Below are 22,460 nucleotides of genomic sequence, written 5' to 3'. Positions count from 1 at the left end.
CCGATTCGGACGAAGCGCTTGTCTGCAGTTAAGTGCTCAGCTTAAATGGCTTGGGCTGAGCACTCCAGTCGATGACCGCTCCGCTCTGGGATGGGGCCCGAATGAAACGACGAGAATTCCTCCTTCTGCTATACGCCACGTCGCTTTCCTCTTCGGTGAATGCGGCAGCAAATGGCCGGCCCCGAGTTATTTGGCTTGGCGCCGGTGTAGAAATGAAGGCTCGGGCTTTTGTCGCTGCGTTCAAGCAAGGTATGGAGGAGCTTGGTTACGTCGATAACAAGAATTTCGAGTTTCTGGCCCGTTTTGCCGAGAATGACCTTACGCGAATGCCCGCTCTGGTTGAGGAGGTCATCCGGCTTGAACCAGCCGTTATCGTCGCAGGAGCCGCTGACGTGGCGGGTCCTGTGAAAAAAGCAACAAGCACGATCCCGATCGTTACGGCCGCTCTATCTGATCCGATACGCCTTGGCTTGATTGAGGCAATTGCCCATCCGGGTTCGAATGTAACGGGGATCATGCCGTTCATCTCAGGGCTACCTTCAAAGCAGATCGAGGTTGCACGCGAGGTCGTCCCTTCTGTCGCAAAGATCGGTTTGCTGGGAAATAGTAAAGACCCAGCGGTTCCGCCGCAGTTGGCGGAGATGGTGTCACGAGCGCATGAACTAGGAATTGAGACTGTCGCTCCAGAGGTGAGAGGACCGCAAGACGTGGCGGGGGCAATAACCGCATTGGCGAACGGGAGAGTTGATGCAGTCATCGTACTGGAAAGCACGATGCTACTTAGCTTGCGCCAACAGATCGCGCAGATGATGATCGCGGCGCGCTTACCTTCGATCTATGGCTTCCGGCTGCACGTCGCTGAAGGAGGGCTAATTAGCTATGGTGTCGATTTGCGCTGGTGTTGGTACCACCTCGCTACCTTCGTTGATAGAATACTGAGAGGTGCCTCGCCTGCCGATCTACCCGTGGAGTTTCCAACCAAGCTTGAACTGGTTATCAATTTGACGACCGCCAAAGCGCTGGGCCTCACACTTCAGCCCACGCTGATCGCCCGCGCCGACGACGTGATTGACTAGGGCATCTTACTGCGGCGCATGAGTCCGGAAGTGGCCCATACCAACGATTGCCAGCGTGCTTCTGCATGTCTGCTATCGCGGATAAGCCGAAACGAATGATCTGCAGCTGAAACCACACGAATGGTCCGGGATGGACATCACGAGGCGAAGTGGACGGCCTTGTCTGCGGGAACGCGCGCCTTACTTCATCGTTGAAGCTCCCGGAGGACCGAATGTCCCGCATCACTGCGTTTGTTCTCGCCGTGCTCGGCAGCCTGTACCTGCAAGGGCAAGCCTTCGCACAGCTGACCCCGCCCGCGGGATCGGCTGGGGTTGGCAATTCGGCGATCAGCGGTGTGCCGTTCGGTCCTGCCAATCCCAGAGTCCTGTCCGACCCCAGCGGCATCGGAAATGCATCAAGTGTGCCGCCGCTCCGCACGAACACGCCAGTACCCGTGGTCTCCTCGACACCATCGGCACCGACACGCGTCGTGGCGCCACCTTATTATCCGGGCGCGTCACAGCGGATCATCAGCGCGCACGGTGTCAAGCCGAAGAGTAAGGCACCGCCTCGCCGGCGACGTCGTCCGGAGGTCTCTGCCTTCACGGGGATTTGCCGAGGGTGTTAGAAACGTGGCGACTTACGTGGACAAAATATCAATTGGCTTGCATATTCCGGCTTCAGCCTTGCTGCTTGCCGACAGGTTGATCGCATGAGGGCTTACCGCGCTGCGTGAGTCCGGAATTGGCCCTTCGTGACCCATTGCGCCGCCGCGTGAACTCGGCCGCTAACGGGGCAAAGCGGATATGGTATCGTCGCTGGTCCAAGGCCGTCTCACTCGCCCGGGGCGATCGCATTGCTCGGCGTCGGGCGGTCGGTGATCTGCTGGCCGAACAGGCTGCCGATCAACTCGACCACGGTGCGCGCGGTGCGGCCGCGCTCATCGAGAAAAGGGTTGAGCTCCACGATGTCGACCGAGCGAACGAGCCCGGAATCGTGCAGCATCTCCATCACCAGATGCGCCTCGCGATAGGTCGCCCCGCCCGGCACGGTGGTGCCGACGCCTGGCGCCACGCCGGGATCGAGGAAATCGACATCGAAGCTGACATGCAGCACGCCGTTGCGCGAGCTGACCTTGTCGATGACGCGGCGAATCAGGACTCCCACCCCAAACTCGTCGATCTGCCGCATATCGGCGATGCTGACCCGGCGTTCGCGCAATAGCTCCTTTTCGAGCTTGTCGATCGAGCGCGTGCCGAACAGCTCAAGCCGGTCGGGCTTGATGGAGGCGCGCGACTCCTCGCCGAGCAGATGGTCGAGATCGGATTCGCCGCACAGGAAGGACGCCGCCATGCCGTGCATGTTCGCCGTCAGCGTGGTCGCGGGCGTGTTGTAGTCGGCATGGGCGTCGAGCCAGAGCACGAACAACTCGCGCTCTGCCTCCTGCCAATGACGCGCCATCGCGTTCACCGAGCCCATCGACAACGAATGATCGCCGCCGAGAAAAATCGGCATCGCCCCCGAACGCGCCAGCTCATAGCCGCTGCGGCTCAAGGCCCGCGTCCAGCGCTGGATCTCGCGGTAATGATTGGTCCTCTCCGGCGCAGGATCGGCGAGATCAGTCGATCCTGCGATGGACAGGTCACCGTGATCGGTGACCTCGAAGCCGAGGCTGTCGAGCAGGGTCAACAGGCCCGCCGTGCGGAGCGCCGCCGGCCCCATCAGCGTGCCGCGCTGGGACGCGCCCATGTCGATGGGAGCGCCAATCACTGCAATCGATTTTGGTTGGTTCTTTCCAGACATCGCGAATCCCGCCTGCCACGACTGCGCCGCACCGTAACAGAGATTCTCGCGCGAGCATCCGCCGTCGCCAATGCCCTGCGCCGTCCGCGGAACAATTTTCGTCGCCAGGCATTTTTCTTTCGGCCGTTACCCCGCCGACGGCGCTTGTTGGAGAGAGCCAGGGCGACGGCCTCGCAGCTCCACAGCAAACACTGGCCCGTGACCATGGATACACCGCCAACTGTACCGTCGCCGAGCATAGCCGAGCGCGCCATCGATACCGCGACCGACGTCTCGCGCACGATCGAAGAGGTGATCGAAGATCTCAAGGTAGCCGTCAGCCGGCTTCGGATGATGATCGAGCGCACGCAGCGTCCAGGACAACCGCTTGCCAGACTTCGCGCCGCGACCCGTGAGGCGCCCTTGACCAGCCTGTTCGTCGCGTTCCTGTTCGGGGTTGCGATCGCGCGCCGGCGCTGAAGCGCCCAGTTCCGACGGCCACGCGGCCGCCGCTCCGGCCGGCGGCGGGCGGCCCCCGTCGAAAAGTCCCTCTTTATGTACATTGTTCCCCTGCGACCCGCCGAGAACCGGGGGCTGGCCCGGACCTCGGTCTTCAAGGGCCCCCGGTAGCGACCGGGATATCCTCCTGATTTCGTGCGTTATTTGTATCAAACCGGACCAGTCCGGCTTGCCGACCTGCACCGGCCTGCATAAATGCGCAGCAAGCCCATGGCATGGCAGATCTGCCAGTTCCGGGAATCGCAATTGCCGGTGTTCCCGCGATGGCCGGATTGGACGAGGCGAGAACCATTGTGCCTGCTCCATTTGGCGAATAGGACACGCAGTGATTTATAAGGGCGTCGAATACACCGTGGTGGCGACTGCCGAGCCAGACATCTGGGAATGGCGCTTTCAGATCGGTGACAAGGTCAGATCAGGCAGGACGCAAACGCGGCTGGCAGCGCTCGCAGCACGCCGCGTTCAGTCGAAGATCGACGCGGCGCTTCGCGCCGCAAAGTCCCCGCCAAGCCAAGGTCAGTGACCCCCACGCGATCGCAATCGGCGGGAACTTGCCAAAATTTAATTCCGTGATCCGTGATCCAAAGTCGCTCGATCCGCGTAATCACACTAGATCTTGAGCGAGAATTGATCAGGTCGGGAACAAACAATGAGAAGGGCGTTTGCGATTTTGGCCTGTCTCTGCGTGCTCGCAGCGGGCGAATATTTTGCCATCAGCAAATGGGCCATTCGACACGAGACGCTTAACCTTTACGACACGGCGCGGCAGCGGCCGGTCTCGGTCGATCTCGCGGTGCGCCGTGACTATGAGATTAAAGCCGACGACGGCTTCTGGAAGCTGCCGATCGCCATCATCAGCAACGGCAATACCGTCAGGAACACCGAGTATTCGTTCCTTGCCAACGTCCTCGCCGCGCGCGGCTATCTCGTCGCGAGCATCCAGCAGGACAATCCGAGCGATCCGCCGCTGATGACCAGGATCGGCATGCCCTATGTCGGCCGGCGCGGCATCTACATGCGCTGCGAGGCCAATATTCTCTTTGTGCTGGGCGAGCTCCAGAAGCGGCAGCCGCACGCCGAATATGACCATCTGACACTGGTCGGACATTCCAACGGCGGCGACGTGTCGATGTACTTTGCCCACGAGCACCCGGAGCTGGTCTCGAAGGTCGTGACGCTCGACAATCTGCGGGTGCCGTTCGTGCTCAGTGATCGGATGAAGATCCTTTCCTTCCGTTCGAAGGATCCGCACTTCAAGACTGATCCCGGCGTGCTGCCGACCCCGACGGAAGCAAAGGCCGACGGCATCGACATCATCAACACTGGCGCGCTGCATACCGAGCTCTCGGACCGCGGCCCCGACTCGGTCAAGGAGAAGATCCAGGCGACCCTCGACAAGTTCTTGAGCGACAGCGCCTCAAGCGCCCTGGCGGCGGCCGACACGACGCAGCCGATGATCATGAATCCGGGCGATTACTAATCTAGCGCACGATAGCCGGCAAACCGCTCACCCTTGCATGCAATCGATCGGATTTCCCAAGGGCTAAAGCAGGATGAGTTCTGATTGAATCGGCATGCCGGAATTCGGTTCACCTCTCCCCGGCGGGGAGAGGTGAACCTCCGATACCGCGCCAGTTCAAACCTAAATTCATCAAGGGCTAGGATTTACCCTTGGCCGCATCCTTTGCCGTCGACATCACAGCGCCGGTGATCTGGCGCATATGCTCGCCGGCATTGGTGAACTGGCTGCGCAAGAACTCCGATTGGATGCGCATGGCTTCCTGCAGGTCAGTGGCGTGCACCAGCTTTCGCGCATGCTCGAATGCAGCCTTCATGTTCTGCTCGGTGAACGTGAGCGCCTGTTTCGAGACTTCCGTCCCTCCGCCCGGAATCGCTGTCATTGACTTGGTCGCGGCGTCGAAGAACAGGCCAAACGCCTTCTCCGCCTGCTCGATCGTCTTTTCAGCCAGCTCGCGCAATTCGGCCGGTACTTCCAGTTTCGGTTCGATCATGGCTTGCAGCCTCCGGTATCCGAAAGGCCAGTAAACCACATTTGTGACGCCTCGTCTTTCGGGGGATAGCCGTGTTCCATCGCTGGAGGAGGCCGCCGTCGAGCAGCCCTCACGCCGCTTCAAGCCGCGCTTGCCTGCGAAACCGCAGGAGCAAACGCAGGAAGGACCGCGACAGGCAGTGATACCGCGACCATGACATGGTTCTCATCGAACTCTCCGCCGGCACGCTGATTAGTAAGCCGAGCGGGTCGTTCGAAGGCCTAGATTACAGATCGGAATTGCGGTCAACGCCTTGACGCCAATCAATGCCGGCTCCAGTCTCGCCATGCGCGAGGATATCGATCGCCGGTGACCAGCCAGCCGTTCGATCAGTCAGCGAGCTGGTCAGCGGCGTGTTCGACGTTTTTGTCGCGCCGCCGCTAAAGCGCCTTTCACCACACAAACGGCAGCAGGCGGTAGCGCACCCTCTCCCGGTATTCCCGGTAGCCCTGCAGGTTCTGCACGAGAAAGCGCTCCTCATCGATCAGGCGCCATATCAGCGCCGGCGCAGTTGCGACCAGGACCGGCACGCCCCACCATGATCCCAACGCCGGCGAAACGCCGAGCAGCATCACCAGCGCCGTCGCGTACATGGGATGTCGGACCCAGGCGTAAGGCCCCGTCGAGATCACCCGTTGATCGGCGGAGGACTCGATCGTTGCCGAGGCGAAGCTGTTCTCCCGCAACACGAAGAAAATGCCGAGCCAGCCGAGCAGCATCACGAGGTCGCCCGCCAGCACCGCCCACACCGGCAGGTGTGACCAGCCGAAGCGACGGTCCAGCGGGGGCACGAGGACAAGCGCGATAAAGCCCACCGACGCCAGCGACATGATGATCCGCTGCGCCGGCTCCTTCTCGGCAAAGGGACCGCCGCTCATCCGCCGCGCGAGCAACGCAGGATCCTTGTTGATCAGATAGAGGATGATCGCAATCGACGCGGCGAAGTAAACCGCGAGAAACAGCCACGCCTGCCAGTAGTGCAGCGTTCCCGCGGTCAGGAACAGCAGCGCGGCGGTGATCACGAACATGATCGCAAGGGCGCGCCATGCCTTCTTGTGGAGCGGATTCATCAGGCTATCCTAGCACGCGAACCGCAGCCCGCATGCCGGCGCGCCGTCTCGCCCGGCTATTGCTGCTTCTCCCAGAACGACAGCAGGCCCTGCGACGCCGAGCCGCCGATCACGCAGGGAATGCCGACCTCGATCTGTCCCAGTGCGGCCGCCGAGACGCAACCGAGCGCGACCGCGCCGACGCCGATCTGGCCCCAGAAGTCGAGATTGCGCCGCGCATCCGATCCCTTGGTCTTCAACTCCTCGACCGCGGCGAGCGCATCCTTGCGCACCGCTCCGAGCTCCACGGTATCGGCGGCCTGGATTACCTCCTTCAGCGGCACCTTGATGGCTTCCGGCTGGTTCGGCAATTCGCTGCGCAGGAACTCGCGCAAGTCCGCATCTCGCACGGCGTAGCTTGCAAGCGTATAGCGCGCCATGCTGCCGACAGTGAGCTTGTCGAGGGTGTCGCGGCTCTTCGACCAGGGCAGCATCTGCATGATCCGCAGGATCGGCAGGTGCGAGCCGGTCGCGAAATAATAGCCCCACAACGTGTCGAGGAGATCCTGATTGCCGGCATAGGTCAGCGTGGTGTCGAGCTTCTTCTCCTCCTTCGCGAAGGGCTTGGTGAACACGCCCTTCAGCTTGTCCATCATGCCCGGCTTCTTCTCCTCCAGCGGGATTTGGGTGAGCGTCGGCAGCGTGCCGGAGAGATAGGCGTTGATCATCACCTGCCGCGCCGGCATTTTCACCGCGACCCTGCGCAACAGATTGCGCCAGTCAGGAAGGCCGGAATAGGCGATGGCGCGGACGATCACCCATTCGTCTTCCGGAGGCACCGGAAAGAAGCTGTTGACGAGGTGTTCGGCCCTGGCCGGGTTGGAGCCGATCGCGCCCGCAATGAAGCCGAGATAGATACCGGCATTCTCCGGTTCCTTGAAGGTCTGCGAGTGAAACAGCACGCGCACGGCCGCCGGCACATGGGCGTAGTCCGGCTTGGCGCGGTAGTTGTATATCCACTGCTGGACCACACTCAGCGACGCGCGCGGGTCGATCTCCGGAGTGACCGCAGCGCTGGCCGGCGCGATCAGGACCAGCAAGGCGGCTGCGAAAGCGACGTTACGCATGTGATGCTCCCACAAGGCATCCGCGGCTTGCAATTCGGCAACACGCGGAACTTTCCTGCTATTGGCTAGTGGGCCTTTTGGCCCGATTCAGGGAACGGGCGGTTCGGCGCTGCGTCGAAATTATGGCGGCGCGATAACGATTTAGCCCGCAACTCACCCCGCGCCCGACATTCTTTCGCCCCGCCGGGGCAGTTCGATTTGCGCCTCGTCAACATTGGGACAGGCGGGACGTGTCAACCGAGTACCAGGCGCTGGTTCAGCGCCGTCGCAGGCCGGGCATCACGGCTGCGTTGCTGGCCTCGCTATGTGCTTTGGCGCTTGCGTTGTCGACCCCGCCGGCGAGGGCCGCGGAGACCATCGCAGTCGAAGGCAATCGCCACATCGATGCCGAGACCGTGCGCTCCTACTTCCATGCCTCGCCCGACGGTCGCTATGACGAGGCGGCGCGCGATGCCGCGCTGAAGGCCCTGATCGCAACCAATCTGTTCGACAAGGTGACGATCGAGCGCGGCAGCGACGGACTCATCGTGCATGTCGTCGAGGCCAAGGTCCTCGACCGCGTCGCCTTCGAGGGCAACAAGAAGGTCAAGGACGCCGATCTTTCCGCCGCCGTGCAATCCAAGGCACGCGGCACCCTGCAGCGCGCGACCGTGCAGGGTGACGTCAACCGCATCATCGAAGCCTACCGGCGGGTGGGCCGCGACCAGGTCAGCGTGGTGCCCCAGATCATCGACCGCGGCAATGACCGCGTCGATCTTGTCTTCGCGATCACCGAGGGCAAGAAGACGCCGGTGCGCCAGATCAATTTCGTCGGCAATCACGCCTTCAGCGATCGTCAGCTCAAGGCCGTGATCAAGACGTCCACTCACTCGATCATCAGCTTCCTGATCGGCGGCGACGTCTATGATCCGGATCGGGTCGATGCCGACCGCGAGCTGATCAGGCTGTACTACCGCAATCACGGCTATGCCGACGCCAGCGTTCGCGAGGCACGCGCCGAGTACGATCCCGTTGCCAAGGGATTTGCGCTGACCTTCACCATCGACGAGGGCCAGCAATACCGCTTCGGCGACATCAGCCTTGCCTGCAACGTGCAGGGGCTCGATCCCGACAGACTGCGCCCGCTGCTCAGGCCGAAGCGAGGTGCGATGTTCGACGGCAGCGCGCTCGACAAGACCACCGAGGCGCTCGCCATCGAGATGGCGAGGCAAGGCTATCCCTTCGCGCATGCGACGCCCAAGGCTACGCCGGACCCGGTGACGCAGCGCGTCAGTGTCGCCTTCGTCATCGACGAAGGCCAGCGCGCCTATATCGAGCGCATCGAGATTCACGGCAACTCCCGCACGCGCGACTACGTGATCCGGCGTGAATTCGATTTCGGCGAGGGTGATGCCTATAACAAGACGCTGATCGACCGCGCCGAGCGGCGACTGAAGAACCTGAACTACTTCAAGACCGTCAAGATCACGACGAAGCCGGGCTCCGCACCCGATCGCGTCATCCTCGACGTCGACGCGGAGGACGACTCCACCGGCGATTTCAACATTTCCGGCGGCTACTCGACGACCGATGGCTGGATGGGCGAGGTCAGGCTCGGCGATCGCAATTTCCTCGGCTCCGGCGACAGCGTGCAGACGGCGGTGAGCTACGGCCAATATGCGCGGGGCGGCAGCGTGTCGGTCACCGACCCGTGGCTGCTCGGCAATCATGTGTCCGGAGGGGTCGAACTCTTCGATCGGCAGACATTTACGAGCCCCTATCAGGCCTACGGCGGCAACACCTATGGCGCCAATTTCTCGATCGGCACGCCGGTCACCGAGACCACGACCGTGTTGTGGCGCTACTCGCTCTATGACCAGAATGTCACCATCGATCAGAACTCGCTTGCGGCCACGCCCTCCTTGCCGGTGCGGCAGGCCGCGGCCGCAGGCCCGCAACTGGTCTCCGCCGCCGGCGACACCGTCACCTACAACACCCTCGACAACAACAGACTGCCCACCGACGGCATCAACTCGCAACTGCGTCAGGACATCGCGGGCCTCGGCGGCGATGTCCGATTCCTGCGCACCTCGGAAGACGTCCGCTACTATCACTCGCTCGGCAACGACCTCACCGGCATGGTGCGTGCACAAGGCGGCTACATCACCGGCTGGGGTGGTCAGCAGGCGCCGATGATGAACAACTTTTTCGGCGGCCCAAGCATGGTGCGCGGCTTTGCGCCGAACGGCTTCGGCCCGCGCGACCTCACGCCCGGCTCGACCATGGACAATGTCGGCGGCAGCGCCTATTGGGCGACGACCGCGGAGTTGCAGAGCGGAATCCCCGGCATTCCGCAGGAATACGGATTGCGGGGATCGGCCTTTGTCGATGCCGGCAGCGTGTTCGGCTACAAGGGCGCGACCAGCTTTGCCGGACAAACCGCGCAGATCGCCAACAACAACGTCGTGCGCTCCTCCGTCGGCGTCGGCCTGACCTGGGCCTCACCTTTCGGGGCTCTCACCGTGAACTACGCAGTGCCGCTGTCGAAGGCCTCCTACGACGCGGTGCAGCCGCTGAGCTTCAACGCCGGACCGTTCTAGCCACCACCACCACCGACGGTTGCGACGAAAGTCTAGCCGGCATCATCTGTGTTCCCGCTGGAACGTGCGGCCGAATGGCGCATTAATCGGTTCAAGCCGAGTCTGAATCGAGCGAGGGAGCTTGAGCCATGAAAGGATGGCGCAGTGAATCGGTGCTTGATCTCTACAATGTCGCGCTCGCGGCCGTGATCTTCGTCTCACCCTGGCTGTTCAGGCTGACCAACGGAACGGCGACGAAGGATTTCTGGATCACCGCTGCGGCCATTGTTGCGATCGCGCTCGCGGCGATCATCGCGTATGCGAATTGGGAAGAGTGGGCGAATTTCCTCGTCGGCATTTGGCTCGTGTCCTCGCCCTGGATACTGGGCTTTTCCCACACGCGCGCCATGCACTTTGCGGTCGGCTTCGGCGCCGCGGTGACGTTCCTTGCCGCGCTCGAACTGTGGCTGATGTACGAAAAGGCGCACCCGCAGAACTGATCGGCTTCCCGCTCACTGCTTCTTCAGCGTGTAGACGTTGTCGTTGAGGCCAAGTCACCCGAGCCAGTCACGAGCGCGAGCTGTCTTTCCCCGATCGCCGCTCCGTCGCAAAGCCGTAGATCAGCGCGAGCCGGTCGAGGCATTCCTGGAAGCGCCGGGCGAAGTAGTCCCTCCAGCGCTGGCTGTGCAGCCCGCGTCGCTGCCCGATCTGCTCCATGGTCAGGCCCTGAACCAGAACGTCATGCACCAGCGCCGATCCGTCCGCGCCAAGCTCGCGCTCGACGCGGTTCAGCCGCAGCACCGCCTGCCGCTGGCTTTCCGTGATGGGCTCACGCCTCTGCGCGCCGTCGACATGTTCGCGGGTGGGATCGACCGCCTGCGGCCCGCGTTCGGCGCGCTCCCAGTCATGCTGGAAGGCGCGTCCGCCCCGATATTGCGCCTCGTCGATCTGGTGATGCGAATGCAACCGCGCCAGCGGATCGTTGCGAATCGAGCGCAAGGTGACGATCTTCTCTCCCGGCTCGAGCGCGAGCGGGTCGTCGACCTCGATGGCCGCCACTTCCGCATTGCGCGGCAGATCGCGCGAGCGACGGTCGTGAATCTTCTCAGCGTGATGCAACTTCCGGCGTTTGAGACGCGCCATGTCTGTTACTCCTGGAATGAAAGGCAATGCGGGGATCAGGCGGCTTCGACCAGCCGCAGCACGAAAGGCCCGGCGGGACGGTCATCCTCGATGCGCGGGCCGCGTGTTAGATGAAAATGCGGCGCGCAGTAGCTTGACCTACGAAAACGGGGATGACCGCAAAAGGTAATCGCCTCACCCTCCTTGTCGCCGCCATAGGGATAGCGGCAGTCGCCGTCAGAGAGTTCGGCGAGCGAGACGAGCCGCGGCTGGATGCCGACACAACGCAGCCTGACGGGTTCGGACTGTTGGCGAACCGGCGCGGCCGGGCAGGCCTGACCGGCACGGCCTTCACCGGATTTGCGTGACCCGGCTTTCGCTTGCTTCGTCTTCGGCGGCTTGAGCTCTGGCCCACGCTCGGGACGGGCGGGAACAGCAAGTTTCATCCGCCTGGCGCGGCCGATCACGGCGCTTCGGGTATAGGCGGTGCCGAACCTGGCATTGATGGCGTCGGCGGCTCGCGAAAACGACAGGCCGGCCGCGACAAAGTCCGTGAGCGCCGCGCAATGTTCCGGCCTCCAACTCATTGATTGCATGAAAAAATCCTTCCCTCGGCGCGCCGGGATCCTCGCGCCACCTCCGCGATATTCCGATATTCAGAATATTAAGTCAAGCCTTGATTCCGATAATCGTAATTGCTATTTGCAAAAAAATTCCGAAAAGTAGAAGGGAAGCGGCGATTCTGGGAAAGAGAGGTCATCATGCTGGACGCTGAAGCGATCGAACGGGCACTGGAGAGGACGGGCAAGAGCAAGGGCGGTCTCGCCAAGGCCATGGGGGTTCGGGCCGGGGCGGTTTCCGAGATCCTGTCGGGACTGCGGCTGATCAAGGCCTCCGAAATCGAGCCGATTACGGAATATCTTCGGCTCAACCTGGTGCCGATCATGGGCCGGGTCGGCGCGGGAGCGGTGATCGAGCCGGAGAACGAGCAGGCCCCCCCCGAAGGCCTTGGCGAGGTGGAATTGCCCTTCCCGATCTCGGGGGAGACCATCGCGTTTGAGGTATCGGGCGATTCGATGCTGCCGAAGTACGAAAATGGCGACGTAATCGTGGTTTACCGCGAGCAGCGGCATCCACTCACGAACTTCTTCGGCGAGGAGGCCGTGGTGCGGCTGAAAACCGGCCAGCGCTACCTGAAGACGGTCGAGCGCGGCAAATCCCCCAATACGGTCAACCTGACGAGTTTCAATGCCAAAGCGATCAATGGCGTGAAGGTGGAATGGATCGGCGAGATCTGTGTCACCCTGCCGCGCGGCCAGATCGAGCGGATGCGGGCCAAGGCGGCCGCCCGCTCCCGCAAGGGCTCGAAGGCAAAATGACCCTCAAGGCCGGCCGGCAACCCCGCCGACCGGTCCCACAGGGGGCGATTCGGGTCGCATACGACCTCGATTTCCGATTTTCGTGAAATTTGCTTGACGCGATTCCGCTTTTCGGAAATACTGCCCGGCATGCAGTATTTTGTCGTGATGATCGATTACGGCGGTCGCGAGGCCGTGGTCGATCCGGAGGTGACGCGGCGGGAAGTCGTCGCTCGGGTGGCCTCCGGCGAATATAGAAACATCAGTTTCATCCATGAAATCGTCGATCACGCGGTCGACGATGTCACCGAGGCGATCCTGGCCGAAGCCGCGGTCCCGGACATCGCCGCGCCGGAAACGGACCCGCGATCCAGCCGGTTCGACCACGTCCGGGATCTGCGCAAACACGAGACCGTGTGACGGCAAGCGAATTAGGTCACGACCGCAAGCGCGATCGGCCCGCGCTCCGTCGCACGCGCCGGCGAGCGAGGAACCCGGTGCGTGGGTCAGCGGGATTTCGGCAGCCCGCGCCGTTATTGCATCGTCGCGAGGCGCGTTGCCTGCACAAGCCGGCAACGCGCCTCGCATCACGAGCTCACACCAGGAACACCGTCGATCCCGTCGTCTTCCGGGCAGCAAGATCGGCATGAGCCTTCGCCGCATCCTTCAGCGGATAGGTCTGGCGGATCTCGATCTTGACCGCGCCCGACTGCACGACCTCGAACAACTCTTTCGCCATCGCCATGAGGTTCTCGTGCTTGGCGGCGTAGGTGTTGAGCGTCGGGCGGGTGACGTAAAGCGAACCCTTCTGCGCGAGCAGGCCGAGGTTCAGCGGGTCGACGTTGCCTGAGGATTGACCGAACAGCGCCACGACGCCGAGCGGCGCGAGGCAATCCAGCGACTTCAGGAAGGTGTCCTTGCCGACGGAGTCGTAGACGACCGGCACTTTCTTGCCGCCGGTGATCTCGTCGACGCGTTTGACGAAATCCTCGCGCGTGTAGACGATCGTATGGGCGCAGCCATGCGCTTGCGCGAGCTTCGCCTTGTCGTCGCTGCCCACGGTGCCGATCACGGTTGCGCCGAGATGCTTGGCCCATTGGCTGAGGATCAGGCCGACGCCGCCGGCCGCGGCATGCAGCAGGATGGTGTCGCCCGATTTGACGCGATAGGTCTGCCGGATCAGGTATTGCACGGTCAGGCCCTTCAGCATCATCGCAGCCGCGGTCTTGTCGTCGATGCTATCGGGCAGCTTGAGCAGGCGGTCGGCCGGGATCAGCCGCGCTTCGGAATAGGCGCCAATCGGTGCTGCGCCATAGGCGACGCGGTCGCCCGGCTTGAGGTGGCTCACGCCGGATCCCACTTCCTCCACGACGCCGGCGCCCTCGCCGCCGAGCCCGCTCGGCAGCTGCCCGGGATAGAGCCCGGAGCGGTTATAGATGTCGACGAAGTTCAACCCGACCGCAGTGTGGCGGATGCGCGCTTGCCCCGGACCGGGCTTTCCGACCTCTACTTCTTCCCAGACCAGAACCTCAGGACCGCCGGTCCTGTGAAAGCGGATGGCATGCGTCATGGCGTCTACTCCCCTGATTAGTGAACCAAATGGGTGCGCTTCTCCGGCGCGGCATCTTACGCGTCGATCGCATCCTTGATGCGTTTTCGCGTCAACGGCAAATCTCGTAGCCGTTTGCCGGTGGCGTTGGCAATCCCATTTGCGATTGCCGCGGCGGCCGGTCCCTGCCCGGTTTCGCCGCTGCCGAGGAACCGCATTCCCGGACGGTTGATGATATGCACCTCGATCTTTTCCGGGACCGCATCGAAGCGCAGGATCGGGTAGGTCTGCCAGTCGATGCTCGTGATCCTGTGTTGATCGAACGTCACCTGCTCGTAAAGCGTCCAGCTCGCCGACTGCACGATAGCGCCCTCGATCTGGTTGGACAGCCCATCCGGATTGACCACCTGGCCGCTGTCGACGGCCGCAACCGCACGCACCAGCCGGGCGCGCCCGGTCTCTCGGTCGACTTCGACCTCGCTCGCGATGGCGCAATAGGCGGCGAGATTCTTGTAGCGGGCAAAGGCAAAGCCGAAGCCACGGTCCTGCGGCGCTTTTTGGCCCTTCTGCCAGCCAAAGCCCTGCGCGGCCTTTTCGATGACCTCACGCCCGCGCGAATCGTCGAGATGCTTCAACCTGAACTCGACAGGATCCGCACCCGCGAGACCGGCGAGCTCATCCATAAAACTCTCGATCGAGAACACGTTGTGATAAGCGCCAAGCGAGCGCAGCGCCGAAATCCGGATCGGCATATCAGGGATAAAGCGATGCGCGACATGAGCGTTGGGGAAAGTGTAGATCGGGATCGCGTTGCGGTCACCGCCGCCCTCCGGCAGCGGCAGCAGCTTGGCCTCGGGCACTGCGAATGGCTGCGCCATATGCTGCGCCGCCAGGAGGCAGCCGGCGCCACCGGGCCGCATCGAATGCGTGTTGCTGAAGACCTCGAAAGTCCAGTCGGCGATCTTGCCGTCATCGCCGATCGATGCCTTCAGCTTCGTCACCATCGCCGGCCCATAGGGCTCCCAGCCATGCTCCTGCTCGCGCATCCATTGCACGCGAACCGGCGTGCCCGGGAGAGCGCGCGCAATCAGCGCGGCGTCGGCCGCCGCATCGTCTGCGCCGTTGTGGCCGTAACAACCCGAACCTTCGGTGTGGATCACACGAACGCTTTGCGGCGGCATGTGGAGCATTTCGGCAATCGCCGCGCGATCAGGATAGACCCCCTGCGTATGCGACCACACCGTCATCGCGCCGTCGGCAAATTGCGCGACCGCGCAGGACGGTCCGATCGAGCCATGCGATTGATAGGGCCGCGTGTAGGCCGCCTCGATCGTCTTGCGGCCGGTAACGGAGGCATCACTGCGTTGCAGAATAGCAAAATCCTTGCGCGGCATTGCCGTCAGCACGGCCGCCAGATCGTCCTGCTTCGGCAATTTCGCGCTCTCATTCCACTTCGCGGCGGTAGATAGCGCGCGCATCGCCTTCACCGCCTGGAATTCTTTCTTCGCAACGACAGCAAGGAAATTGCCGTCGCGAACGACCTTGACGGCGCCGGGCAGCTTTTCGACTGCTCCGGTCTCGCATTCGCCGAGCTCCGCGCCATAGCTCGGCGGCCGTACGATGCGCGCATGCAGCATGTTCGGCAGTCGCAGATCCTGGACATAGGCAACGCCGCCGGTCACCTTCGCACGGATATCGACGCGCGGGATGGGCTGGCCGATCATCTTGAAGCTCGCCGGATCCTTCAGGTTCGAAGAAGGCTGCGCCTGAACATGCAGCATCTCGGCAGCGACAAGCTCGCCGTAGGTCAGCTTCCGGCCGTCCGGCGCGACGACGGCGCCGTTCTCGGTCCGCAAGCTCTCGGCGGGGACGTCGAGGCGTCTCGCGGCTTCCGTGATCAGAAGCTGTCGCGCCTGCGCAGCCGCGTGCAGGATCGCGGTGCCGCTGTCCTGCATCGAGTGGCTGCCCGCGGTGAAGCCTTCGTTCGCCGTGAGCTTCGTGTCGGCAGTGATCACCTTGAGCGAGGCGAAGGGAACGTCAAGTTGCTCGGCCGCGATCTGCTGGAACGCAGTCTTGAAGCCCTGCCCGAGCTCGGCCTTGCCGGTGAACGCGGTGATGCCGCCATCGGCATCGATCCGGATCCAGGAATCGAGGTAAGGCGACTTCTCGAGGCTGCCGGGCAACTTGGGCACCGGCGGCGTGCCTTGCGGATTTTGCTCTTGCGCAAAGGCGCCTGAAAGCGAGAAGGAGACGATCAGAGCGCCGCTGCCCTTGAGCAGCCGACGGCGATCCAGAATGAACGGGGCGTTCATTGCGCGCTCCTCTTGTCCGCCGGGGCGAGCTCGGCCGTTTCCATCAGCCGCGCGGCGCGGTGGACAGCGCGCAGGATGCGCATATGCGTGCCGCAGCGGCACAGATGCGGCGCGAGCTCGGAGCGAATCTGCTCATCCGTTGGCTTGCGGTTTCGTTGCAGCAGCGCCTGCGCGCGCATCATCATCCCGGCGATGCAATAACCGCATTGAGCTGCCTGCTCTTCCATGAAGGCCCGCTGGATCGGCGCCGGCTGGGAAACGTTGCCTAAGCCCTCCAGCGTCGTCACCTGCTTGCCCTCGAGCAACACCATCGGCGTGACGCAGGACAGCACGGCCTTGCCGTCGATGATAACGGTGCACGATCCGCATTGGCCAAGCCCGCAGCCGAACTTGGCGGCATTGAGCTTGAGATCGTCACGCAGCACGTAGAGCAGCGGCGTATCGGGTTCGGCGTCGATCTGGTGGTCCTGACCATTGACCTTCAATCTCATCATGGCTTGTCTCGCTGTGACGGGGCGGCCGGGGCATTGCGTGCGCCCGCCTCGGTCTCAAGAGATACCGTCTGGGTACGTCGCGCTTCCGCAACGATCCTCTCGACATGGCTCCAGGCCGGCTGGGTGCTGAAGCGCGCACGCAGATAGTTCAGCAGCGTCGCGATCTGCGCATCGCTCATGCTTGCGGCAAAGCCTGGCATGATCGAACTGCGCTCGCCTTCGTCCGGACGGACGCCGGCCAGGACGATGTTGGCCAGGTTGCGCGGATCAGGACCGCTCACCGCGGTCGAGAGGCCGAGATTGACACCACCATAGGGCACCGACCGGCCGCTCTCATGGCAGTTCGCGCAGGCCGCGGCATAGATCGCAGCACCCGTGGCGTTCGCGGGCGCGATCGCCGCTGGTGCCGATTTCGCTTGCGCAAGCGCCGCCTCGCCCTGGCGCTTGCGCTCGGGCGACGGCGCGCCGAAGGCGTCGGCCATGTAGATCGCGATCGCGTGGACATCGCTGGCTTGCACGGCGGACAGGTTGCTCACTACCTCCGCCATCGGCCCGCGCGCGGTGCCGTGGTCGGGATGATATCCGCTGCGCAGGTACGCGTAGAGTGCGTCCGCATCCCACGGCACCGGCGACGGCGATTGCGCGTTGATCGCATAAGCTTTCCAGCTTTCGACGTCGCCGCCGGCGAAGACCGCGTTCAGCCGCTCGGCCCCGAGCGCGTTGCGCGGGGTATGGCACGCGCTGCAATGCGCCAATCCCTCGACCAGATAGGCGCCGCGATTCCATTCGGCGCTTTTCGCCGGATCCGGCCGGTAGGCGTCGCGCCGCAAGAACAGCAATTTCCATCCCGCGACGACGGCACGCTGGTTGAACGGAAAGGAAAGCTGGTTCGCCGGGGCACCCGCACGCACGGGCTCCCGCGTCATGAGGAAGGCATAGAGCGCGCGGTCATCGTCATCGCTGACATTGGTGAAGTGGTCGTAGGGAAAGGTCGGATAGAGGTGCCGGCCCTCGCGATCGACGCCGGACCGCATTGCACGCAGGAACGCTTGCTCCGACCAACGGCCGATGCCGGTCTCCGGATCGGGTGTGATGTTGGACGAATAGACCGTGCCGAACGGCGTCGGCACCGGTACGCCGCCGGCGAAATTCCTGGCCCCGCGCACGGTGTGACAATCGTTGCAATTGCCAAGGGCCGCGAGTTCGCGGCCGCGCTTGACGAGGACAGGACCGAAGCTTTCCGGCTTCGGCGGCGCGATGGCAGCAATGGCCGGCCGCCAGATGATGGCAAATGCGCTCGCGGCGCCGCCGGCCAGCAGCACTGAGATAATGCCCCCGATAATTATTTTCTTCTTCATCCGTCCAAGCGGTTTTTTTGAGTTCCCGGCGTATTCCACTGCAGCCTGCGGAGCCGGCCAAGGCCGCCCACCGCTCCTGATTTTCCGCTATGCAACGAGGGCTTCTGCTTGGAACACCGCGTGTGCCGGGACGTTCCACTTCAGTGGATGAAAAATGGAGGCGCGGAATGACCAAAAACGCGTCGACCCGAGCCGCTCCGCCCAAGCCGTACCCCGCTGAGAAAGCCCGGGGCGGCGAGATCATTCTAAAGACATCGCTTCAGCGATGGGTGTTCATGGCAGGCCTTGCGGGTGCAGTGCTGTTGGCGCTCGTGCTCGCGTTCGTGCGCTAGCTGAAATGCACAACCGCCGTGTTGTTACAGGAATGCCACACACGCGGACAAAGTCCTTCCGTTCCATGTACGTTCGAAAGAGTTGATGACAGGCCGTTGCGGTCCGGGATTAGGTTTGGCGCGGGTTGAGATCGACTGTGCTTCCACTTGGTCAAGGAGTGCCGATATGCCAGCCTACGTTCATCATCACGAAATCGAGATGCCGCTGATGAGCTGCCCTGGCTGCGTCGGATTGCAACCCATGTATGTGCGGGACATCGAACCGCACTGGAGCATGGCAAAGATCGACTTCATCTATGAATGTTCGGATTGTGGCGCCGAGGTACGTCACACCGTGCGCAAGCTGCCGGTGCACTGACGGCTCGCCCCATGACGGCCGGCAAAACGTGAACCACGCGGAGCGCCTCGTCACGGACGAAGCGCTCCGGCACCTCAAGCTCTACATCTGACGCAAGAAGCCTGCTCTTAAGCGGCTGATGACAACTGCGGATCGGCCCTATCGAGATTGCATTCCCGGAAGTGATAGGCGATCTCATCGAGCGCGCGCTGTTCCCACTCTTCCGCTTGCGCCAACCAGAACAGCCTGCGCTCGGAATCCAACGCGGCACGCTCTCGGCAAATATATTCCTGACTGCGTATCTCCGCGAGCTTGTTCATGAGCCCCACTCCTGCGGTGTGAAGTCCATTACTGCGCGGCTGAGCTTAGCAGAAGCGCCGGCCCCTTGTCTCACTTTACTGTGCAAAACGCGCGAGCATCCCGCGCCTGCGAAATCGCATCGCAACATCGCGTTCCGGTTGTATGTGCTTTAAGTCGAATTCTCTCGATCAGCGGCGCAGATAGCAGTGGAAGCCGCCGTAGATTCCGGATCGGTCGAGCTCGTAACCGATAGCGCTGCGCTCTTCATCGCGGCGCCAGATTTCACGTAATGGTGCCAGTTCCTCGGCTTCAAGTGGCGATTCCGCGCCGGCGGTACGGAAGATCACTCGCACCTGGTCCGAGCCCGCGCGATCGATCGAATGCCACAACGAGCGGATTTGCTCCGTCGCCATCCAGTCCTGCGAATCCAGAAGCACGACCGCATCGACCTCGCGCGCGGGCAAGCCTTCCAGGAACTGGCGCAAGCTCGTGTGGACCGGAATGATCAGACCGGCATCGTCGCGCATGCGCGCAAACTGGCGCTGCTGCAGATAAGGCGGCAGGCAGCAGTCGCCCGGACCCGGATAGCGCCGGCGCAATGCCTGCCACGCGAAATAGTTGGTGTCGGTCGGGTGGGCATTGATGAGACGGAACAGACGCTGGTGCAGCAGCTCGTGCAGCGGTGCCCCATCGCCGCCGAGCCGCGCGCGTTGCTGCGGCGGAATTCCGAGGCTGAACAGTAACGCCGGCGTTCTCGTCAACAACCGCGTCAGGCGCGAGTGGAACAGCCGATGCAGCCGATCAAGCGCCTCCATCCGCTCCGCCGCATCGACATCGCTGATGAGGAGAGCGGTGAGATCGATGCGGGCCATTCTCGCCACGACATGCGTGATGCCGATGAAACGGCCCACTATACCGTGGCGATAGAATCCGTCCGTGAAATAGGCGTGCCGTGGCCGGCCGATGATATTGCGCTTGTGCCAATAGGCGCGCGCGCTGCTGTCCAGCATCGGCCTCAACCGGTCGCGATAGAGTTGCGCGTTGGCGGGCGATGCTCCCTCGCCGAAGAACTGCCAGAACTCCGAATATCTGGAGAAGGCGCGGATGCCCGCGAGCTTCAGCTTCAGAAGCGCAAGGTGCGCTTCATTGGGATCGACGGCATAGACTTGGGCCGGTTGCGCGGTCAGATAGGACAACGCGTTGCAGCCGCCGGATGAGATGGTGGCGATGGTCGATCCGAGCGGCAGTTGCAACGCAGCGAGATCGGCTTCCGGATCTTCCCAGATCTGGGTGTAGATGAGACGGCGGAGCCAGAACGCATAGATCCGCTCCCAGATCGTTGATTGTTCCCGCGCTTCGCCGTTTCGCACCGCATCCGCGATCAGTTGCGCACTCATGCCCGCCTCGAATCAGCAATTCGACGACGCTATCGCTGCCGCGCTTCAGTTTTGCGACAGCAGCGCGGTCGCCGAGCGAAGTTGCGCCGACCCTGTCACATGCATGTCGCGCGAACATCGCAAGGAGGACCATCAACTCTTTCGACAACGAACCAGCTCATGTCGGCACATTTTTTCGAATCTGGCGGCCAAATCACCCGGCAGCCCCGTGCGACACGTCACATCCGGTTCCTCGGCACCCACTACAATCGTGAGATGCCTTGTGCTGAGACAGTCATCGCCTGGAACAGCGAGCGAAACGGACGCACTCGAATCGCGCCGCGCCGCGCTACGCACACCGATCCACAGATTTTGTTTCTGGTGTCGGCGTCATGAGCGCGTGGCTTGCATTGCTTGGCGCTGGCCTGCTCGAAGTGGGTTGGGCACTTGGCCTCAAATATTCCGAGGGATTGACGCGGTTCTGGCCGACGGCGGCAACAGCCGTGGCGATCGTCCTCAGTTTCGCCCTAATGGCGCTGGCGCTGCGCTCACTTCCGTTCGGCACAGCGTATGCGGTATGGACCGGCATCGGCGCGGTCGGCAGCATCCTGGTCGGCATGACGCTGTTCAGCGAGTCGGCCGATCCGGTGCGCATCATCTGCCTCTCGCTCATCGTTGCCGGCATGATCGGGCTCAAGCTCAACTCGCCGGTCTGAGGGTTCCGCCGCGCCGCCATCCCGATCCCGGTGATCGATGGCGCTAACACGCGGATGTGAGACTCGCGTTACCAACCTCGCTGATTTTGCGACGAGATGTGATCCGGCTAACGGACGCATGCGTCGAATTCAAGACTCAATCCAGTCGCATCTCCTTCACGCAGCGTCGGTAAGAGACGCGCGACATCAAAACATCGAATCCTCGAGGCCGCATGAACGCCGAACTCGACTACGATCTCTCGACAGACCAATGGCAAGCGCTCAAGGCGCTGCGTTCCGGCGCGACACAGGGCCGCGTCTCGAGCTCGTTCGCGGTCGAGCAACTCGTGGCACTCGGTCTCGCTGCTGTCGGCAGTGAAGGCGCGCGCATCACGCCGGTCGGGCGCAAGGTCCTGGTGAGGGGCTCGTCTCGGCTGTGGGAAGACGTGGCGGCCTGAGCACGCCACTCACGCTACCACATCGTCTGCCGCGCCCGCTCCGGCCATTCCCGGTCATACTGCTCGCCGCCGACGCGGTCCTCGCTCATCTCGGCGAGGATCTGGCCCGGCGTCGGCAAGGTCTTCGGATCGACGCGTTTATCGGGATTCCAGAGATCGGAGCGCACGATCGCGCGTGCGCACTGGAAATAGACCTCATGCACATTCATCACGATGACCGTGCGCGGCGCCTTGCCCTCCATCTTGAAGGAGGAAAGCAGTGCAGGATCGGCGGAGACGTGCGCGCGGCCGTTGATACGGAGCGTGCTTCCCGATCCCGGGATCAGGAACAACAGCGCCACCCTCGGATCGCGCACGATGTTGCGGAGCGAATCGACGCGGTTGTTGCCGCGGCGGTCCGGCATCATCAGCGTCTTGTCGTCATGCATCCGGACGAAGCCGGGCGGATCGCCGCGCGGCGAACAATCGAGGCCTTCCGGGCCGGAGGTCGCCAGCGCCGCGAACGGCGACCTCTCGATCAGCACGCGATAGGGCGGCGTGATGCGGTCGGCAACCTTCACGGTCGAAGCCTCGCCGGGATACCCGTAGATCGCTTCGAGCTGCTCGATCGTCGCGATGACCGACATC

Annotated in this window: 24 protein-coding genes; 11 read left to right on the top strand and 13 right to left on the bottom strand. The window is 62.9% G+C overall.

From position 1 onward, the window contains the following. Positions 1 to 101: 101 nt before the first annotated feature. Positions 102 to 1,076 (top strand): ABC transporter substrate-binding protein, encoded by a 975-nt coding sequence (locus VKR55_RS32935; protein WP_324409582.1) that lies wholly within the window; start codon positions 102 to 104, stop codon positions 1,074 to 1,076. 814 nt (positions 1,077 to 1,890) lie between these two features. Here VKR55_RS32935 and rocF read toward each other — a convergent pair. Next, the gene (gene rocF, locus VKR55_RS32930) at positions 1,891 to 2,859 is read right to left on the bottom strand and encodes an arginase (protein ID WP_324409581.1); all 969 of its coding nucleotides are present in this window, start codon (positions 2,857 to 2,859) and stop codon (positions 1,891 to 1,893) included. A gap of 198 nt (positions 2,860 to 3,057) precedes the next feature. Between rocF and VKR55_RS32925 the strand changes: the two genes are divergently transcribed. Both VKR55_RS32925 and VKR55_RS32915 read left to right on the top strand, forming a co-directional pair. After that, entirely contained in the window at positions 3,058 to 3,318 is a 261-nt protein-coding gene (locus VKR55_RS32925) for a hypothetical protein (RefSeq protein WP_414642522.1), read from the top strand. Positions 3,319 to 4,006: 688 nt separating this feature from the next. Further along, positions 4,007 to 4,837: an alpha/beta fold hydrolase gene (locus VKR55_RS32915; RefSeq protein WP_324409578.1), complete on the top strand. Its 831-nt coding sequence runs from the start codon at positions 4,007 to 4,009 to the stop codon at positions 4,835 to 4,837. A gap of 178 nt (positions 4,838 to 5,015) precedes the next feature. Here VKR55_RS32915 and VKR55_RS32910 read toward each other — a convergent pair whose 3' ends face one another. The 3 genes from VKR55_RS32910 to VKR55_RS32900 all read right to left on the bottom strand — a co-directional run bounded on the left by VKR55_RS32910 (position 5,016) and on the right by VKR55_RS32900 (position 7,584). Then, complete coding sequence (locus VKR55_RS32910; RefSeq protein ID WP_324409577.1) at positions 5,016 to 5,369, bottom strand: phasin; 354 nt, start codon at positions 5,367 to 5,369, stop codon at positions 5,016 to 5,018. A 431-nt stretch (positions 5,370 to 5,800) separates the two neighbouring features. Continuing rightward, entirely contained in the window at positions 5,801 to 6,478 is a 678-nt protein-coding gene (locus VKR55_RS32905; RefSeq protein ID WP_324409576.1) for a methyltransferase family protein, read from the bottom strand. Between the two features lie 56 nt (positions 6,479 to 6,534). Next, positions 6,535 to 7,584, bottom strand: a complete 1,050-nt coding sequence (locus VKR55_RS32900; protein WP_324409575.1) for a hypothetical protein — start codon at positions 7,582 to 7,584, stop codon at positions 6,535 to 6,537. Between the two features lie 230 nt (positions 7,585 to 7,814). On the opposite strand from VKR55_RS32900, the gene bamA reads away from it, so the two are divergent. Together bamA and VKR55_RS32890 are read left to right on the top strand one after the other, a co-directional pair. After that, positions 7,815 to 10,163, top strand: coding sequence for an outer membrane protein assembly factor BamA (gene bamA / locus VKR55_RS32895; RefSeq protein WP_324409574.1), 2,349 nt, complete (start codon positions 7,815 to 7,817; stop codon positions 10,161 to 10,163). Between the two features lie 128 nt (positions 10,164 to 10,291). Next, complete coding sequence (locus tag VKR55_RS32890; RefSeq protein ID WP_324409573.1) at positions 10,292 to 10,642, top strand: SPW repeat protein; 351 nt, start codon at positions 10,292 to 10,294, stop codon at positions 10,640 to 10,642. A gap of 67 nt (positions 10,643 to 10,709) precedes the next feature. On the opposite strand, the gene VKR55_RS32885 is transcribed toward VKR55_RS32890, so the two are convergent. Together VKR55_RS32885 and VKR55_RS32880 are read right to left on the bottom strand one after the other, a co-directional pair. Continuing rightward, positions 10,710 to 11,285, bottom strand: a complete 576-nt coding sequence (locus tag VKR55_RS32885; RefSeq protein ID WP_324409572.1) for a hypothetical protein — start codon at positions 11,283 to 11,285, stop codon at positions 10,710 to 10,712. Positions 11,286 to 11,320: 35 nt separating this feature from the next. Then, positions 11,321 to 11,860, bottom strand: coding sequence for a GcrA family cell cycle regulator (locus tag VKR55_RS32880; RefSeq protein ID WP_324409571.1), 540 nt, complete (start codon positions 11,858 to 11,860; stop codon positions 11,321 to 11,323). Between the two features lie 165 nt (positions 11,861 to 12,025). Here VKR55_RS32880 and VKR55_RS32875 point away from each other — a divergent pair, with 165 nt between their 5' ends. Further along, positions 12,026 to 12,643 (top strand): LexA family transcriptional regulator, encoded by a 618-nt coding sequence (locus VKR55_RS32875; protein WP_324409570.1) that lies wholly within the window; start codon positions 12,026 to 12,028, stop codon positions 12,641 to 12,643. A 129-nt stretch (positions 12,644 to 12,772) separates the two neighbouring features. Beyond that, positions 12,773 to 13,042: a hypothetical protein gene (locus VKR55_RS32870; protein WP_324409569.1), complete on the top strand. Its 270-nt coding sequence runs from the start codon at positions 12,773 to 12,775 to the stop codon at positions 13,040 to 13,042. Positions 13,043 to 13,217: 175 nt separating this feature from the next. Here VKR55_RS32870 and VKR55_RS32865 read toward each other — a convergent pair whose 3' ends face one another. The 4 genes from VKR55_RS32865 to VKR55_RS32850 are packed head-to-tail and all read right to left on the bottom strand — an operon-like array spanning position 13,218 to position 18,335. Continuing rightward, positions 13,218 to 14,192 carry a quinone oxidoreductase family protein gene (locus tag VKR55_RS32865; RefSeq protein ID WP_324409568.1) on the bottom strand — a complete coding sequence of 325 codons (975 nt, stop codon included), beginning with the start codon at positions 14,190 to 14,192 and terminating at the stop codon, positions 13,218 to 13,220. 56 nt (positions 14,193 to 14,248) lie between these two features. Further along, positions 14,249 to 16,483, bottom strand: a complete 2,235-nt coding sequence (locus VKR55_RS32860) for a xanthine dehydrogenase family protein molybdopterin-binding subunit (RefSeq protein ID WP_324409567.1) — start codon at positions 16,481 to 16,483, stop codon at positions 14,249 to 14,251. Then, on the bottom strand, positions 16,480 to 16,977 hold the full coding sequence (locus VKR55_RS32855; RefSeq protein ID WP_324409566.1) for a (2Fe-2S)-binding protein: 498 nt from the start codon (positions 16,975 to 16,977) through the stop codon (positions 16,480 to 16,482). The genes VKR55_RS32860 and VKR55_RS32855 overlap by 4 nt, the downstream gene beginning before the upstream one ends. Beyond that, the gene (locus VKR55_RS32850) at positions 16,974 to 18,335 is read right to left on the bottom strand and encodes a cytochrome c (protein WP_324409565.1); all 1,362 of its coding nucleotides are present in this window, start codon (positions 18,333 to 18,335) and stop codon (positions 16,974 to 16,976) included. Before VKR55_RS32850 ends, VKR55_RS32855 begins: the two co-directional genes overlap by 4 nt. A 167-nt stretch (positions 18,336 to 18,502) precedes the next feature. Here VKR55_RS32850 and VKR55_RS32845 point away from each other — a divergent pair, with 167 nt between their 5' ends. Then, positions 18,503 to 18,667, top strand: a complete 165-nt coding sequence (locus VKR55_RS32845) for a hypothetical protein (protein ID WP_324409564.1) — start codon at positions 18,503 to 18,505, stop codon at positions 18,665 to 18,667. A 166-nt stretch (positions 18,668 to 18,833) separates the two neighbouring features. Next, positions 18,834 to 19,025 carry a hypothetical protein gene (locus VKR55_RS32840; protein ID WP_324409563.1) on the top strand — a complete coding sequence of 64 codons (192 nt, stop codon included), beginning with the start codon at positions 18,834 to 18,836 and terminating at the stop codon, positions 19,023 to 19,025. A 107-nt stretch (positions 19,026 to 19,132) separates the two neighbouring features. On the opposite strand, the gene VKR55_RS32835 is transcribed toward VKR55_RS32840, so the two are convergent. Further along, a complete protein-coding gene (locus tag VKR55_RS32835; protein ID WP_324409562.1) occupies positions 19,133 to 19,324 on the bottom strand; it encodes a hypothetical protein in 192 nt (63 codons plus the stop codon). A gap of 168 nt (positions 19,325 to 19,492) precedes the next feature. Next, the gene (locus VKR55_RS32830) at positions 19,493 to 20,701 is read right to left on the bottom strand and encodes a BtaA family protein (RefSeq protein ID WP_324409561.1); all 1,209 of its coding nucleotides are present in this window, start codon (positions 20,699 to 20,701) and stop codon (positions 19,493 to 19,495) included. 371 nt (positions 20,702 to 21,072) lie between these two features. Between VKR55_RS32830 and VKR55_RS32825 the strand changes: the two genes are divergently transcribed. Together VKR55_RS32825 and VKR55_RS32820 are read left to right on the top strand one after the other, a co-directional pair. Continuing rightward, on the top strand, positions 21,073 to 21,396 hold the full coding sequence (locus VKR55_RS32825) for a DMT family transporter (protein WP_324409560.1): 324 nt from the start codon (positions 21,073 to 21,075) through the stop codon (positions 21,394 to 21,396). 212 nt (positions 21,397 to 21,608) lie between these two features. Then, complete coding sequence (locus tag VKR55_RS32820) at positions 21,609 to 21,833, top strand: hypothetical protein (protein ID WP_324409559.1); 225 nt, start codon at positions 21,609 to 21,611, stop codon at positions 21,831 to 21,833. 14 nt (positions 21,834 to 21,847) lie between these two features. On the opposite strand, the gene VKR55_RS32815 is transcribed toward VKR55_RS32820, so the two are convergent. Next, positions 21,848 to 22,459 carry a pyridoxamine 5'-phosphate oxidase family protein gene (locus tag VKR55_RS32815; protein ID WP_324409558.1) on the bottom strand — a complete coding sequence of 204 codons (612 nt, stop codon included), beginning with the start codon at positions 22,457 to 22,459 and terminating at the stop codon, positions 21,848 to 21,850. Position 22,460 lies beyond the last annotated feature (1 nt).

Source organism: Bradyrhizobium sp., from assembly GCF_035309285.1.
In the GTDB taxonomy this organism is placed as follows: domain Bacteria; phylum Pseudomonadota; class Alphaproteobacteria; order Rhizobiales; family Xanthobacteraceae; genus Bradyrhizobium.
This window is presented reverse-complemented; position numbering and strand designations above follow the sequence as displayed.

What these genes read in the sequence shown, in the direction of transcription:
- VKR55_RS32935 (WP_324409582.1), top strand. Translation starts at nt 102, where the DNA reads ATGAAACGACGAGAATTCCTCCTTCTGCTATACGCCACGTCGCTTTCC.
- rocF (WP_324409581.1), bottom strand. Translation starts at nt 2,859, where the DNA reads ATGTCTGGAAAGAACCAACCAAAATCGATTGCAGTGATTGGCGCTCCC.
- VKR55_RS32915 (WP_324409578.1), top strand. Translation starts at nt 4,007, where the DNA reads ATGAGAAGGGCGTTTGCGATTTTGGCCTGTCTCTGCGTGCTCGCAGCG.
- VKR55_RS32910 (WP_324409577.1), bottom strand. Translation starts at nt 5,369, where the DNA reads ATGATCGAACCGAAACTGGAAGTACCGGCCGAATTGCGCGAGCTGGCT.
- VKR55_RS32905 (WP_324409576.1), bottom strand. Translation starts at nt 6,478, where the DNA reads ATGAATCCGCTCCACAAGAAGGCATGGCGCGCCCTTGCGATCATGTTC.
- VKR55_RS32900 (WP_324409575.1), bottom strand. Translation starts at nt 7,584, where the DNA reads ATGCGTAACGTCGCTTTCGCAGCCGCCTTGCTGGTCCTGATCGCGCCG.
- VKR55_RS32890 (WP_324409573.1), top strand. Translation starts at nt 10,292, where the DNA reads ATGAAAGGATGGCGCAGTGAATCGGTGCTTGATCTCTACAATGTCGCG.
- VKR55_RS32885 (WP_324409572.1), bottom strand. Translation starts at nt 11,285, where the DNA reads ATGGCGCGTCTCAAACGCCGGAAGTTGCATCACGCTGAGAAGATTCAC.
- VKR55_RS32880 (WP_324409571.1), bottom strand. Translation starts at nt 11,860, where the DNA reads ATGCAATCAATGAGTTGGAGGCCGGAACATTGCGCGGCGCTCACGGAC.
- VKR55_RS32875 (WP_324409570.1), top strand. Translation starts at nt 12,026, where the DNA reads ATGCTGGACGCTGAAGCGATCGAACGGGCACTGGAGAGGACGGGCAAG.
- VKR55_RS32870 (WP_324409569.1), top strand. Translation starts at nt 12,773, where the DNA reads ATGCAGTATTTTGTCGTGATGATCGATTACGGCGGTCGCGAGGCCGTG.
- VKR55_RS32865 (WP_324409568.1), bottom strand. Translation starts at nt 14,192, where the DNA reads ATGACGCATGCCATCCGCTTTCACAGGACCGGCGGTCCTGAGGTTCTG.
- VKR55_RS32860 (WP_324409567.1), bottom strand. Translation starts at nt 16,483, where the DNA reads ATGAACGCCCCGTTCATTCTGGATCGCCGTCGGCTGCTCAAGGGCAGC.
- VKR55_RS32855 (WP_324409566.1), bottom strand. Translation starts at nt 16,977, where the DNA reads ATGATGAGATTGAAGGTCAATGGTCAGGACCACCAGATCGACGCCGAA.
- VKR55_RS32850 (WP_324409565.1), bottom strand. Translation starts at nt 18,335, where the DNA reads ATGAAGAAGAAAATAATTATCGGGGGCATTATCTCAGTGCTGCTGGCC.
- VKR55_RS32845 (WP_324409564.1), top strand. Translation starts at nt 18,503, where the DNA reads ATGACCAAAAACGCGTCGACCCGAGCCGCTCCGCCCAAGCCGTACCCC.
- VKR55_RS32840 (WP_324409563.1), top strand. Translation starts at nt 18,834, where the DNA reads ATGCCAGCCTACGTTCATCATCACGAAATCGAGATGCCGCTGATGAGC.
- VKR55_RS32835 (WP_324409562.1), bottom strand. Translation starts at nt 19,324, where the DNA reads ATGAACAAGCTCGCGGAGATACGCAGTCAGGAATATATTTGCCGAGAG.
- VKR55_RS32830 (WP_324409561.1), bottom strand. Translation starts at nt 20,701, where the DNA reads ATGAGTGCGCAACTGATCGCGGATGCGGTGCGAAACGGCGAAGCGCGG.
- VKR55_RS32825 (WP_324409560.1), top strand. Translation starts at nt 21,073, where the DNA reads ATGAGCGCGTGGCTTGCATTGCTTGGCGCTGGCCTGCTCGAAGTGGGT.
- VKR55_RS32820 (WP_324409559.1), top strand. Translation starts at nt 21,609, where the DNA reads ATGAACGCCGAACTCGACTACGATCTCTCGACAGACCAATGGCAAGCG.
- VKR55_RS32815 (WP_324409558.1), bottom strand. Translation starts at nt 22,459, where the DNA reads ATGTCGGTCATCGCGACGATCGAGCAGCTCGAAGCGATCTACGGGTAT.